Annotated in this window: 14 protein-coding genes; all 14 read left to right on the top strand. The window is 46.3% G+C overall.

What is annotated here, in order from left to right:
* The first annotated feature begins 5 nt into the window (after window positions 1-5).
* The 14 genes from ACYQ3Q_RS09655 to dltX all read left to right on the top strand — a co-directional run bounded on the left by ACYQ3Q_RS09655 (window position 6) and on the right by dltX (window position 13,586).
* Window positions 6-1,436, top strand: coding sequence for a flippase (locus tag ACYQ3Q_RS09655; protein ID WP_459928360.1), 1,431 nt, complete (start codon window positions 6-8; stop codon window positions 1,434-1,436).
* A gap of 110 nt (window positions 1,437-1,546) precedes the next feature.
* Complete coding sequence (gene wecB, locus ACYQ3Q_RS09650) at window positions 1,547-2,614, top strand: non-hydrolyzing UDP-N-acetylglucosamine 2-epimerase (RefSeq protein WP_459928359.1); 1,068 nt, start codon at window positions 1,547-1,549, stop codon at window positions 2,612-2,614.
* 5 nt (window positions 2,615-2,619) lie between these two features.
* Window positions 2,620-4,422 (top strand): polysaccharide deacetylase family protein, encoded by a 1,803-nt coding sequence (locus ACYQ3Q_RS09645; protein WP_459928358.1) that lies wholly within the window; start codon window positions 2,620-2,622, stop codon window positions 4,420-4,422.
* Window position 4,423: 1 nt separating this feature from the next.
* The gene (locus ACYQ3Q_RS09640) at window positions 4,424-5,758 is read left to right on the top strand and encodes an O-antigen ligase family protein (protein ID WP_459928357.1); all 1,335 of its coding nucleotides are present in this window, start codon (window positions 4,424-4,426) and stop codon (window positions 5,756-5,758) included.
* The gene (locus ACYQ3Q_RS09635) at window positions 5,733-6,737 is read left to right on the top strand and encodes a lipid II:glycine glycyltransferase FemX (protein ID WP_459928356.1); all 1,005 of its coding nucleotides are present in this window, start codon (window positions 5,733-5,735) and stop codon (window positions 6,735-6,737) included. Before ACYQ3Q_RS09640 ends, ACYQ3Q_RS09635 begins: the two co-directional genes overlap by 26 nt.
* Window positions 6,738-6,887: 150 nt before the next feature.
* Window positions 6,888-8,099, top strand: a complete 1,212-nt coding sequence (locus tag ACYQ3Q_RS09630; RefSeq protein ID WP_459928355.1) for a glycosyltransferase family 4 protein — start codon at window positions 6,888-6,890, stop codon at window positions 8,097-8,099.
* A 107-nt stretch (window positions 8,100-8,206) separates the two neighbouring features.
* Window positions 8,207-8,428, top strand: coding sequence for a type II toxin-antitoxin system HicB family antitoxin (locus ACYQ3Q_RS09625; RefSeq protein WP_459928354.1), 222 nt, complete (start codon window positions 8,207-8,209; stop codon window positions 8,426-8,428).
* Between the two features lie 2 nt (window positions 8,429-8,430).
* Complete coding sequence (locus tag ACYQ3Q_RS09620; RefSeq protein ID WP_034145648.1) at window positions 8,431-8,655, top strand: type II toxin-antitoxin system HicA family toxin; 225 nt, start codon at window positions 8,431-8,433, stop codon at window positions 8,653-8,655.
* A 48-nt stretch (window positions 8,656-8,703) separates the two neighbouring features.
* The gene (locus ACYQ3Q_RS09615) at window positions 8,704-9,870 is read left to right on the top strand and encodes a DegT/DnrJ/EryC1/StrS family aminotransferase (protein WP_459928353.1); all 1,167 of its coding nucleotides are present in this window, start codon (window positions 8,704-8,706) and stop codon (window positions 9,868-9,870) included.
* 381 nt (window positions 9,871-10,251) lie between these two features.
* Window positions 10,252-10,908, top strand: coding sequence for a sugar transferase (locus ACYQ3Q_RS09610; RefSeq protein ID WP_459928352.1), 657 nt, complete (start codon window positions 10,252-10,254; stop codon window positions 10,906-10,908).
* Between the two features lie 13 nt (window positions 10,909-10,921).
* A complete protein-coding gene (locus ACYQ3Q_RS09605) occupies window positions 10,922-11,965 on the top strand; it encodes a glycosyltransferase (RefSeq protein WP_459928351.1) in 1,044 nt (347 codons plus the stop codon).
* A 40-nt stretch (window positions 11,966-12,005) separates the two neighbouring features.
* The gene (gene dltC, locus ACYQ3Q_RS09600) at window positions 12,006-12,245 is read left to right on the top strand and encodes a D-alanine--poly(phosphoribitol) ligase subunit DltC (protein ID WP_459928350.1); all 240 of its coding nucleotides are present in this window, start codon (window positions 12,006-12,008) and stop codon (window positions 12,243-12,245) included.
* Entirely contained in the window at window positions 12,242-13,456 is a 1,215-nt protein-coding gene (dltD, locus tag ACYQ3Q_RS09595; RefSeq protein ID WP_459928349.1) for a D-alanyl-lipoteichoic acid biosynthesis protein DltD, read from the top strand. Before dltC ends, dltD begins: the two co-directional genes overlap by 4 nt.
* On the top strand, window positions 13,419-13,586 hold the full coding sequence (gene dltX / locus ACYQ3Q_RS09590) for a teichoic acid D-Ala incorporation-associated protein DltX (protein WP_459928654.1): 168 nt from the start codon (window positions 13,419-13,421) through the stop codon (window positions 13,584-13,586). Before dltD ends, dltX begins: the two co-directional genes overlap by 38 nt.
* Window positions 13,587-13,588 lie beyond the last annotated feature (2 nt).

The raw sequence follows: 13,588 nt of genomic DNA, 5'->3' as shown, positions 1-13,588 counted from the left end.
CTCCGGTGGAACTTCGTTTAGTCCTTAAGAATGCTGCCGCATTAAGTGTGGCTAGTGTGCTTTCCAAAGCGATTTCCGCTGTAGTGGGAATCTCAGTCGCTCGTTATCTGGGACCAGAAATATTCGGGGAGTACAATGCTGCCCTCGCCTTTGTCAGTACGTTTATCCTCTTTGCGGATTTTGGATTAAGTAACTATATGGTTCAAGAGGGTTCTCGAGATGAAGGTGTTTTACCACTTTATCTAGGAAATACACTCTTATTTAAGGTGATTACGTCGCTGACTATCTATGCGCTTATGCTGGCTTTAATGTTTCCAGCGGGCTATAACGAGTCAATTCGAGGGATGATCATTGTTCTTGGTCTAGCCAGTGGGTTGAATGCCTTAGACGCAACCGTCTATAACTACTTTCAAGCAAAACAACAAATGTATTTCGCAGCCCTGTATCAGTTCGCTTCAACGTTTCTCATTGGTGCTATAACAATTTTGGTTGTGGTTAAGCAGGGCAATGTACTGCTGATCACCGTTGCTCAATTAATAACTGCAGTTTTAATTTCCTTTTTTTTATATGTCCATCTACGGCGTCATATCCGACTTGAGTTTGACCTCTCCCGCCTAGTGGGTATGCTCAAGGCTGGCTTTCCTTACGGGATTGCAGTGATATTTTTATTTGTTTATTTCCAGATCAATATATTCTTGCTTTCCTTAATGCGTCCTCCAGTGGAGGTTGGGATTTATTCGGCAGCCTATCGCTTAATTGCAATTCTCTTGTTTATACCCGGGATTTTAACGAGTGTACTTTACCCAATTCTATTCCAGCTCGGGGTGGAAAGTAAGGAAAAACATCGAGGAACGATCGAAAAGATTTTTAAAGTCTTAAGTGCGGTTGGAATTCCCGGGAGTGTTCTACTGTTTGTTTTAGCAGATCCTTTGTTAAGCTGGCTTTATAACGGCCGTTTTCCAGAGTCCGTTCCGATCATGATGATTCTAAGTTGGTTTTTTGCTCTGGAATGCCTGAGTTTCTCCCTGGGAGATGTGTTGACAACGACAGATCGGCAGTGGACCCGTGCTAAGATTCAGGGTAGTGCCGCTTTTATAAATATCGTGATTAATCTATATGCAATTCCTCGCTATGGAATATATGGAGCGAGCGTAGCGACACTGATCACCGAATTGTATGTCTACGTTGCGTTTTACTGGGTTGTTCGGCGTTACGTTTATAAACTCCAAACCTTCAAACAACTTCCCATCGTTCTCTTAGCCTCACTGGCTATGGGTCTCACTGCCTATTTCCTTCGTCATCTTCACCCTTTGGCATCAGCGGCCATTGCCGGAACCCTATATTTAATAATCCTGGTCAGTCTCGATCATGATTTTCGGCGCATTGGTGGGTTTCTCGTCCGCCAAGTGACAAGTCGGTTAAAACCGAGGAGTTAAGATCAACGGGAACGAAAGGGAAGGGACGAGGGGTCGCATAAAATCGTGAAGATGGGTTGTGTTGAATAGCTAGGCAAATGAACTAATTCAATATACAAGGAGCAAGAAGCATGAAAGTGATTACTGTCCTGGGTGCAAGACCTCAATTCATAAAAGCCGCGCCGCTTTCAGAGGCTTTACGGAAAAACCACGAGGAAAAAATCGTCCATACGGGTCAACATTACGATTACCAAATGTCGGATGTGTTCTTCGAAGAATTAGGAATTCCCAAGCCCGATTACTTTCTAGGGGTTGGTTCAAAACAGCATGGTGCTCAAACGGGAGAAATGTTAACTGGGGTAGAAGAGATACTCCTGAAGGAAAAGCCCGATTGGGTGCTCGTCTATGGAGACACAAATTCTACCTTGGCAGGTGCTTTGGCCGCAGCAAAGCTGCATATTCCGCTTGCTCATGTAGAAGCGGGGTTGAGAAGTTATAATCGTCAGATGCCAGAAGAAGTGAACCGAGTGCTGACAGATCATGTCTCAACTCTAATGTTTTGCCCGACTGATCAGGCCGTGAAAAACCTTAGTCAGGAAGGCCTAACTCAAGGAGTAGTACGGACTGGAGATGTTATGGCGGATGCCCTTTACTATCATGCTCGGCGGGCGGAGGAACGAAGTCTTCAGAAGAACCTTCGTTATCCGAAGAAATCCTACCTTTTAGCCACCGTGCATCGGGCCGAAAATACGGATGATCCGAGCCGGCTTCAAGGGATTATGCAGGCTTTTACCCAAATCGAGGGACAGATTGTGCTCCCTCTACATCCACGAACAAAGAAACTCCTCAAAGATCACCATCTGACGATACCTAAGAACGTTGATGTTATAGAGCCTGTGGGATATTTAGAAATGATTTTTTTAGAAAAAGAGGCGGAACTCATTCTGACAGACTCTGGAGGTGTCCAGAAAGAAGCGTATCTTTGGCAAGTTCCATGTGTGACTCTAAGAGATGAAACTGAATGGGTAGAGACCGTGAATACGGGTTGGAATACCCTTACGGGCGCCAATCCGGAGGAGATTGTGGGAGCTGTCATGAATTACCGCAACAAACCCTTGCCGCCTTATCTAGAAAATCTTTATGGTAACGGTCGGGCCAGTGCAGAGATCGTGGCGGCCATGGAAGCGAAAAGAGGGTGAGCTTCTTGAGCGAAGCAGCACAAGACAAGATCTGTGGGTCAACATCAGGACAAGTGGGATTTTTCGTCTCAGAACCGCTGAAGCTGGTTTATCGAGAGATCGCGGGTCTTTTAGGAGTGCCCTATGATACGAATTTGAGCATTGCCTGCGGAGCAATTGAGAATTGCGAAGCAGTCCTGGATTATAAGCCAGTTTCGAACTGTGAGGCTTTTTCGAACGCCAAGGGCATTCTAAACAATGAGATGTTCTTGAACCACGAGGCAATTATTGTAGATGGAGTTTCTCTCACTCATTTGAGTTCTCTAATATCGTACCATGGGGGAGAAGATAAAAGTAAACCTCTGATTTTGGTCTGTGGACCGATACGTGGGGAAAATCCAGGCTTCCGACTGAAAACCTTTTCTTTCAACCTAGGTCAAGAGGGGACTCGCCTGCTTATGGAAGGTCGAGAGCATACAGAAAAGGACGTTGGTGAGCCTACCCTTGATCTAATGCTTGAGGAAATTCGTGAGGTTTTACGACTGGAAGTCAGAAATTACATAGAACTCCCACCCATCCCTTGGGGTTATTCTTATGCCATGACGTTAACCCATGACATCGATATCTTAAGCCTTAAAGAAATGCCCATTGCCCGTACTTTTTTAGGGTATTTCTACCGCAGTTCTGTTCTGAACTGGAAACGCTGGCGAGCTGGAAAGGTACACACATCTGAACATTTCCGCACGATTTGGGAAATGTTCAGAACGTGGGCAGCGAAGCTAGGAATAGGGAAGGATGTCTGGCATCGGGCCCTACCTCAGCTTCTTGAGCTTGAGAAACGACTGGGGGTCCGATCAAGTCTGTATTTTATGCCCTATCCAGAGAAGCCAGGTATTCTTCCGGAACCATTAAGGAAAGATTGCGGTAAAGACAAAGATAAGCGCCTTAATATAGATGAGGATAAGAATAAGAATTATGAAAATGCACCGCCAAACAGGGCGTCATTTTATGATGTGACCACTCATAAAGAATTACTTAACAGCTTAGAAGAAGGTGGATGGGAAGCAGGGGTCCATGGTATTGATGCTTGGCATGACGTACCTGCGGCTCGGGCTGAACATAGCCGTATCGCCGATCTAACCGGTCAGGATGGGATTGGAGTTCGCATGCACTGGCTTTACTTTCAGTCGCCAGCTTCATTTAAGGCGCTGGAAGAAGGCGGATTTCAGTATGACGCTACTTTTGGATATAATGAAGTTGTCGGCTTCCGTGCAGGGACCCTGCAACCCTATCATCCGCTAAATTGTCAGACACTCTGGGAGCTTCCGCTCCATATCCAAGACGGCGCCCTTTTGGGAGAGGAGCACCTTGACTTAAATCGGGAGGATGCCTTTCACAAGGCAAAACCGATTTTGGACTGGGCAAAGCGCTTGGGTGGAGCAGTAAGTTTACTCTGGCATAATCAGAGTTTTACCGCTCCCCGTTATTGGGGAGAAGTTTATGAACGCTTGATTGAACAGGGCAGGGCAGATGGTGCCTGGATCGCCGTACCGAGAGATGTTCTCCGTTGGTTTACTTTAAGACGTCAGTGTGAGGTCGAACTTAAGATCCAAGGGACACAATGGCAGATTTCGTGTACTTTCCCCAATCACGATCAAAGCTCGGACCAAAACCAAGAGCTTAGACCTACGATCCCGCCCGTTCGAATTCGCCTACATCTCGACCCTCATAGGGTTCGGTCGGCTTCCGTTCTGTATGAGAGGGGAGAAGGTTATATCGACTTTCCAGTCCGAACCTTAGTTACACTTGAAGTGGAAGGAGAGAGCTAACATGGGGCTTCTCATCTTAAAATGGCTGTTTTTCTTGGCTAGTGTAGCTACAGTACTCTATTGGGGCTGGAAAAAGCCAGCAGTCTTAATTTGGTTACTAGCAGGGGCGATCGCTTTAGAGATTTCTATTGAGTGGTTTCCTCCCTTGGGACCTCTAGGATCTCAGATAAATAGTCTCGCTCGTCTTCTAACCGTTGGTATCATTGGGGCGGCCTTTAGGTGTCTTTGGATAGAACCAGAAAAACGCCGAGAACTAAAAGTAATCCTAACTCATTACTTAACACGCGCGCTTATGATTTATATTGCAGTTGGTGCCTTGAGCCTCCTTTATTCCGTCGATCGAAGTAATACAGTCGTTGAGCTTGTACGATTGTTGACTTTATTTTCCCTTTATCTTAGCATTGGCCTGCTTACAGAACGCCAACACATCCTCTGGCCTTTTCGAGTTGTACATTGGGTTGGGGTGGCGTTGGTCCCACTGGCCCTTTATGAAGGAGTGACACGCCATTTTATCTGGCGGGGATACCTGGCTGAGGGCATGATTGCCCGTGTTAACGCCACCTTTGTGGATCCGAATATTTTTGCTCGATATCTAATTTTAGCGATTGTAGCAAATTTAATTCTCCAATACCTTAATACTGAAGTGCGGAAACGGATAATTTATATGGGATCCCTCTTGGGTTTGCTGGGGGGGTTAGCCATCACACTCTCCCGCAGCGGGCTTCTTACTTTGGCGATGATCTTAGTACTTATGCTCCTGCTGATTCCACGGAAAAAGATGATTTTGCCCATTGGGTTCTTGGGACTCATCGGAGCTGTGATTTTGGCTATGCGCCCCACCATTTGGCAGCGCCTGCTGACATTTCGGGAAGGATTTGGCGCTTTAGATGCCCAGCGGCAATATCTCTGGAAAGCGGCCTGGGCAATGTTCACAGATCATCCGATCGTTGGAGTAGGATTAGGTGGCTTTCAGAAGATGTTTTTAACTCAATACCTACACTTGAAAACAGTGATCCCAGATGTTGAGGGGGCAACCCTCTCGCATACTACCCTGCTCACGATTGCAGCAGAACTGGGATTAATAGGACTGGCTGCCCTGACCTGGGTTTGGTTAGCTTTGGTGCGGGTACTTTGGCGATTACGCAAGGGTAGGCTCGACCGGTATATCACCGGTGTGGGTTGTTTCCTATGGATTACAACAGTTTTCATCAGCTCACAAGCCGAAGCCCGTTTTTTTGAAGATCCTCTAATCTGGATCAGCATGGGAATGCTGTTTAGTATCGCCGATAACGTTGGGAGTGAGAAAAAACGTGGGCCTAAAATTACAGTCGGTTGAGCGCGAAGCTTGGCAGGATTTTCAGAAGAGCATGCCTTTGGGGTCACTTTTCCACCGTTGGGAATGGCAAGAAATCATAGAAGTGGGATTTGGTTTACGGGTTAACCGCCTAGGTTTATTTGACGAAAAGGGAGTAATGAAGGGCTTGCTCCCGTTGGTCGAGCGAAAAATGAGCCTGCTCAAATTAGCAGGCAGTCCACTTTCAGGTGCGGCCACCCCTCACAGCGGTCCATTAGGCGATGTCTCCATGGCCGATGTATTATCAGCCCTCGAGGAGTACGCCTCAAAAAACCGTTTAGACTATCTTGAACTCGGTCTTCCGGAAGTAATGGGCAAAGAAGACCTTGAACAAAAGGGATATACTGTGGAGCAACTCACCACCTTAGATTTGCCGATTCCCAACGAGTTGGAACCCCTTTGGGCGGGGCTGGAAGTGCGATGCCGCAATGCCATTCGCAAAGCCGAGAAATCTGGGGTCGAGGTAGTTGAAGCACAAACCCTTGAAGAGTGGCTGGATCTGTATTATGATCTCTCCTGTGGGGTCTACCATCGTCAGGAGAAGGAACCCCCCTTTAGCAGGGAATACTTCACGTCCCTTTGGCAGAACCTATATCCGAGTGGAGATTTGGTGGTTTTACTTGCTCGTTATGAAGGCAAGATTATAGCAGGGGGAATCTTTCCTCGGGACCGTAATGTTGGGTATTACCTAGACGGAGTATCCAATCGAGAGTACAATAAAGTCGTACCGAATAATATTATTCAGTGGGAGTACTTAAAACGAGCTCAGGCTATGGGGATTCAACTTTATGATATGGTAGGGGCCAATATCCCGAGTATTGCTAAGTTCAAAAAGAGTTTTGGCAGCACAGAGCGATATTATATTTACGCTTACCGGAACCGGACCATCGCGGCACGTGTTGGACGAACGGTATATGCCAAACACGGTGAAACGATTAAAAAATTCCTTAATCGATCCTAGTTGGGACAAAACCTAATAAGGATCTTATGTCGTGATTATTATAGGATATGACTTGATTGAGAGAGCAAAGATATTGTAGGAAATATTTAATAAAGTATGATCTGGAAAGTTTTAAGGTAAAAAAAGTAGGTTTGAAGGAGTAAGGTCTAATTGCGCATCTTAATGCTGACACAATACTTTCCACCAGAGTCTGGTGCTGCACAGGTTCGACTCAAGGAAGTCGCTAAAGGGTTGCAATCAAATGGGCATCAGGTAACAGTCGTTACTGCATTTCCTAATCATCCCAGTGGCGTGATCCCACCGCAATACCGAGGACGTTGGCGGATGAAGGATGAGGTGGAGGGAATTCCAGTTTGGCGGACTTGGATTTATCCCGTGCAACGAGGACGATTCTGGAAGCGCTTGCTTAATTATTTTTCCTTTGTTGGCTCCTCATTCTGGGGCCTAAGCAAAGCAGGAAAACAAGATATTCTATTTTTTGAGTCTCCACCGCTTTTTCTCGGAATCACGGCCTTAATCTATGGGTGGCTTACTCGGACTCGTATTATTATGAATATTTCGGATCTCTGGCCAGAATCAGCCGTTGCCTTAGGACTCGTAAACAGCCAATGGATGATTAAGGCGGCAGAGGGGCTTGAGAGACTACTTTATCGTAAAGCCTGGAAAATATCTTGCCAAACAGAAGGGATTCGTGACTCGTTGGTGAAGCGAGGCGTGCCCCAGGAAAAAGTCACCTTTCTACCGAACGGGGTGAATCTGGATCTATTTGCACCTCGTGAACGAGATCAGGAAATGGCTCAGAAGCTGGGCTTTAAAGAGGAAGATTTTGTCTTGATCTACGCCGGCACAATGGGCTATGCCCAAGGTCTTGAATCCGTCATTCGAACTGCGGAATTACTTAAAGAAGAAGCAAACGTCCGATTCCTATTTGTGGGCGACGGTACAGAGAAACCGATGCTCGAAGCGCTCGTACAGGAAAAGGGACTATCCAAGGTCAGTTTTGTTGATTTTCAACCAGTTCAGGAAATGCCGAGGTACTTCTCCTTGTCCTCAGCAAGTATTGTACCCTTGAAGAAAAATAAGCTCTTTGAGGGAGCGCGCCCTTCGAAGATGTTCCCGGCACTTGGTTCAGCGGTTCCGGTGATCTATTCTGGGGAAGGGGAGGCGGTTGAACTGATCCTTTCTTCAGGTGGCGGTGTGATTGTAGAACCAGAAAACAGTGAAGATTTAGCGCGAGCGATTATCGAACTAAAGCAGAACCCTAACCGCCTGGAGATGGGCAGAACAGGGCGACGATTTGTTGAAGAAAACTATACTTGGTCAGAAATTATCCAGCGCTGGCTCAGAGAACTGGGGATATAATCGATGCACGATGCACGATGCACGATGCACGATGTCGGAAGTCAGAAGCCGGAGGTCGGATTAGGTCAGATAAGTTCAGAGCAAATCCACTAAAGGAGGTTTTCTTTATGCAAAGAAGGTTTAAGGTGATTCTTGAGAAGAATGAAAGTGGAGGCTTTACAGTTACAGTTCCTTCTCTTCCTGGTTGCGTCACGCAGGGCAGCGACCGAAGAGAAGCACTCGAACATGTTCAGGAGGCAATTGAGGGTTTTCTCGAAGCATTGGTGATCGAAGGATTACCTATCCCCTCAACTGATATAGAAATGGACGAAGTGCAGGTGAGTTACTGATTATGGTCAGAATACCCAGAGTTGAGGGGAAAGATGTTGTAGCTGCGCTTAAGAGGGCGGACTTTAGGATCTCACATATACGAGGAAGTCACCATTACCTTCGACGATCCGGTGGAAGTCTAGTTTGTGTGCCGGTTCATGCTGGAGCGATTGTGGATATAAAGACATTAAAGAGTATTTTGGAACAGGCAGATCTAACGATAAACGAGTTAATAGAATTGCTTTAGGTGTCTGATGATGAAAATTAGGCGCATCAAAATGGAGGAATACGCAAAATGTGTACACGTCAAGAGTTCTTACCCTACAATGTCCCCTTGATTGAGGATGACGATATCGCTGGGGTTGTGGACAGTTTAAAATCAGGATGGATTGCAAAGGGTCCCAAAACCATGGAGTTTGAACAGAGGTTCGCTGAGTATGTGGGGGCTAAATATGCCGTTGCAGTGAACTCTTGTACTGCCGCATTACATCTTTCCCTTGTGGCGGCTGGCCTCGGGGAGGGGGACGAAGTCTTGACCACTCCGATGACTTTTGCTGCTTCAGCCAATGTGGTCATCCATACAGGGGCTAAGCCGATATTTGTGGATATTGATCCTATTACCATGAATATTGATCCGAAGAAAATTCGAGAAAAAATCTCGACTCGGACTAAAGCAATCATCCCTGTCCATATAGCAGGTCAGTCTTGTGAAATGGATGAAATCATGGCGATTGCCCGAGAACATAACCTTTTTGTACTAGAGGACGCAGCCCATGCGGTTTACACTCAATATAAAGGGAAAATGATTGGATCGATCGGAAATGCCACAGCATTTTCATTCTACGCGACTAAGAATCTAGTTACCGGTGAAGGCGGAATGATCACGACGGATGATGAAGCTCTGTATAATCAAATTCGCATCATGAGTACACACGGCATGAGCAGGAATGCTTGGAATCGCTATGCTGAAGCCGGTTCATGGTATTACGAAATTCTTTCTCCAGGCTATAAGGACAATATGTCCGATATTATGGCAGGGCTAGGAATAGCTCAACTTAGTAAGCTTGAACGAATGCAAGGAATACGGCAGGAAATTGCGGACTATTATAATACGGAGTTTGGAAAGATGCCAGAGCTGGAAGCGCCTGTTGAACTGGATTATGCGAGACATGCCTGGCACTTGTATATCATTAAGTTGAATCTGGATAAACTATCCATAGATCGTGGAGCCTTTATCGAACAACTCAAAGAGGAAAATATTGGAACGAGTGTTCACTTTATTCCGGTTCACATGCATCCATATTATCGGGACACGTATGGATATAAAGAGGGAGATTTTCCTATTGCAGAGGGCGTTTTTGAGCGGATAATTTCCTTGCCCCTGTATCCGAGGATGACGATGCAAGACGCGAGGGATGTTGTGGAGGCGGTAAGGCGAGTAGTGGAGCGTTTCCGGAAGTAAGTACGAACGGGGGAGAGGCTTTGTTTGCAACCGTTCATTCCATGCGTTTCGCAGGCCAAACTAACGCCTCAACCTCTGGCTCCGGCGGGATACCCGGCAACTCGACACGACGGCCATGACTCGAACAGGACGTTCGAGGTTAGAGCGCCGCCATGGATGGCAAGGCGCCGTGATGGCCTAGTGTCACCGGAGCCATGGATGGTGGGAGGGGACGCCCTGTCTCGGCTGCCGGCGGACCACGTCCTGTGCTCCGTCCCGCCTACGCCCGAGTTTGAGGCGAAGTTTGGCTAGCTGCTTACGCAAGTCATTCACTTTTTGCAAACAAAGCCTCTTGGGCTTTGCTGGAGAAACGCTTAAGTAGGCTTGAAAGGGGATATATAGATGGGTCAGAGTCCTTCGGTGTCCGCGAAAAGCAGAAAACTTGAATATTCCGGTTGGCAACTAGCGGCGAAACGTTTGCTGGATTTTGTTGCGGCCTTAACCCTCCTCGTGCTAGTATCTCCACTCTGGCTTTTTGTTGTTCTCTGGATTCGATCCGACTCCTCTGGACCAGCGATCTTTAAGCAGACTAGAGTCGGGCAGAGGGGCAAACTCTATACGATTTATAAGTTCCGTACTATGGTGCAGAACGCAGAGGCCATGATGAAAGATAAACTAGAGAACGTTAACGATCTGGAGAATTTTGTTTTTCAGGAGAAAGAGGACCCACGTATTACGTGCAGTGGTCATTTCCTCAGAAAAACAAGTCTAGACGAGCTCCCTCAACTTATTAATATATTGATCGGAAATATGAGCTTAGTCGGCCCCCGTCCTGAGGTTCCGGAAATAGCCAAGCTCTATACGCGTGAGCAGCGTCAGCGTCTTAATGTCCTCCCCGGTGTCACAGGATTAGCCCAAGTAAATGGGCGAAGTGAGCTGACTCTTGGGGAAACTTTAGCATACGACTTAGACTATGTTCGTACTTGGAGTTTTTGGCAAGATATAAAAATCCTGTGGAAAACAATCTTTGTAGTTTTCGCAGGGAAAGGCGCATTTTAACGGTATAGACGTTTTGAAACCTATTGTTTCCGTGATTATTCCCACCTATAATGTTCAAGATTATATTGGACAAGCCCTTCGATCAGCCTTAGATCAAACGGTCCAAGATATTGAGGTAATCGTCGTTGATGATGCTTCAACGGATAAGACAGTGCAAATCATCAAGGCGATTAAAGATCCGAGGATTCAATTAACCATCTGCAAGAAGAATTCCGGCCCGTCGCATTCCCGCAACGCAGCCATCCAAAACGCGCAAGGGGAATGGATAGCTCTCCTTGATGGGGATGACTGGTGGGAGAAAAACAGGCTGGAGAGAATGCTTAAAGTAGCTATGCTGCATAAAGCAGATATAGTGGCCGATGATATTCAAAATTACGTTGAGGGTGAGAAGAATCCTTGGAATGAAACGCACCTGGGAAAGTTGAAGGGTTCGTTTCACACGTGGAATCCATCTGCGGTTGACGTGGTTGAATATGACCTCGGACCGTTAAAACCCATATTCCGGCGGGATTACCTTAAGCAAAAGGGACTAAGCTATCAAGAAGAAATTACCTATGGGGAGGACTTCGTTCTTCTCTTAGAATGCCTTCTGTATGGAGCAAATATGGTTATTACTTCGGAGCCCCTATATGTACGTCGGGCTTGGGCCAACTCCTTGACCGCGCACAAACAAAGATCAACGGAATGCTTAATTCAACTCACTCAATCTTTATTAACCAAGCTGAAGGCCAAGGATCATGAATATCCACTGATAGAAAAATGTCCAGAAGTGATCCAAGCCTTAGAAAATCGCCTGCAACGACAAACCGATTCCTACTTATATCATCAACTAACGGAACCCTTCAAAAAAGGTAACGCCCTTCAAGCAGCATGTAAGATGTTAGGGCTAATGGTTCGTAAGCCACGGAGCATGGTAATTATGGCGGAAAAAGTCCCTGCCATTATCGATTACCGCGTACTCAGGCATCTGAGACGGCCAACTGAAATCGAAGATGGAATAATGGTTCACGGCATTCAGGACGATATAAAACACGAGGCATCGGAGGACCGACCATAATGATCTGTCCCCAACTTGCACGTAAAGAGGAGGAGAAGACGTGGTCAGAGAAAAAATCCTGGACATACTTACCGATATTTCTGGGACGGATGAAATAAAAAGGAACCCAGACTTGGAATTGTTCAAGAACGGATGGCTGGATTCCTTTGGAATCATCGAGCTGTTCGTGGCTATTCAAGAGCAGCTCGATATAGAAGTAGCACCCACAGAAATGGAACGGGAGGAGTGGGACACTGCCAATAAAATTATTGCCTATCTTGAGGAGCGTCGGAATAAATGATTGTTCGGCGTTTAGGTCCGATGCTTATAGCTGTGCTCCTCTTTTCATTGACGATTTTAGGAATGGGTCAGCTAACTAGTCAGATTGTTGGACATTTCTGGCTCCCGCAAGGGGTTACTCAAACCCTCGGTGGCTCACAAACAGAGGTGGTCTTCCAGGGGACGATCGTACAGGAAAAAGCCATAGCCTCGCCGGATATCCTTCCGGTTTATGGGTCTTCGGAGTTTTCTTCTTATTCGGAATTTCATCCATCGCGTATTTTTGAGGGAAAACCTACTGGGTTTGCCCCTTTTCTCGTTGGGAGAGGTGGAACCCAAGACATCGTTCATGCCTTAAACATGGCGGCTCTTGGAGGTTCACTAAAAGACAAGAAGCTCGCTATCATACTTTCTCCTCAGTGGTTTTATCCGGAAGGAATAGCTCCAGGGTATTTTAACCAAAATTTTTCTCCACTCCATACCTATCGGATGCTTTATAGCGCTACCTTGTCCAAATCGACCAAGAAGCTATTAATGGAACGTCTCCTGACCTTTCAAAACACCTTTAATGAACACCCAACTCTCCAAGCTCTGCTTAGTCAGCAGATTGCACCAGAGCGAAGGTCGAGTTTCCGCAGTGTGAGCTTAGAAGTTATGGGAAGGTTAGAAATGGCTGGGCTGGAAGTTAAAGATGCGCTTAAAACCATTCGTGTTACCAGGCAGCTTAATCCAGAGTATGTTGCCAGAAACGTTACTTCAACTGCACCCGCTCTTCCAGCTTGGTCAGTCCTGAAAGACAAAGCTACCGGGCAGGGAAAAGCAGCCACTCAAAATAACCGCTTTGGTATCTTGGATGCCTATTATTCGGAACACATCAAAAATAAACTCACCGAGAATCAGGGTTCAGCTTCAAAAGCAGCCTTATACCCGTCTCCAGAATATCAGGATCTCGAACTTTTAATGCAAATTCTCCAGGAAACGAAAGCGAAACCGATGTTCTTTATTGTGCCTGTCAATGGCGCTTGGTACGATTATACGGGTTTTCCGTTAGCGGAACGACAGGCGTATTATGCTCGGATTGAGAAGATGGTCCGGGACAAGGGTTTTCAGGTTGAGAATTTTGGAGAGCATGAATATGATCAGTACTTTCTCCAAGATGTCATGCACATAGGCTGGAAAGGGTGGGTGTACGTTGATGAATCGTTGGATCGCTTCTATCGCGAAGGGACCTAATGCATTGAAGCCCACGCTGAGTTGGCTGGTTCGAATTGCTTATTACTACCTTATTCTAATGGGTTTATTCATTCTTTATGTCGTACAAAAACAACAGACTGCAGCTCCGTTTATTTATAATAACTTTTAACA

Source organism: Desulfosporosinus burensis (assembly GCF_054657535.1).
Note: the sequence above shows the minus strand (reverse complement) of the source record. Positions and strands in the feature narration are given on the sequence as shown.

Bases quoted from the DNA above. Each gene is read 5' to 3' on its own strand.
- wecB (WP_459928359.1), top strand. From the start codon at position 1,547: ATGAAAGTGATTACTGTCCTGGGTGCAAGACCTCAATTCATAAAAGCC.
- ACYQ3Q_RS09640 (WP_459928357.1), top strand. From the start codon at position 4,424: ATGGGGCTTCTCATCTTAAAATGGCTGTTTTTCTTGGCTAGTGTAGCT.
- ACYQ3Q_RS09625 (WP_459928354.1), top strand. From the start codon at position 8,207: ATGCAAAGAAGGTTTAAGGTGATTCTTGAGAAGAATGAAAGTGGAGGC.
- ACYQ3Q_RS09620 (WP_034145648.1), top strand. From the start codon at position 8,431: ATGGTCAGAATACCCAGAGTTGAGGGGAAAGATGTTGTAGCTGCGCTT.
- ACYQ3Q_RS09615 (WP_459928353.1), top strand. From the start codon at position 8,704: ATGTGTACACGTCAAGAGTTCTTACCCTACAATGTCCCCTTGATTGAG.
- ACYQ3Q_RS09610 (WP_459928352.1), top strand. From the start codon at position 10,252: ATGGGTCAGAGTCCTTCGGTGTCCGCGAAAAGCAGAAAACTTGAATAT.
- dltD (WP_459928349.1), top strand. From the start codon at position 12,242: ATGATTGTTCGGCGTTTAGGTCCGATGCTTATAGCTGTGCTCCTCTTT.
- dltX (WP_459928654.1), top strand. From the start codon at position 13,419: ATGAATCGTTGGATCGCTTCTATCGCGAAGGGACCTAATGCATTGAAG.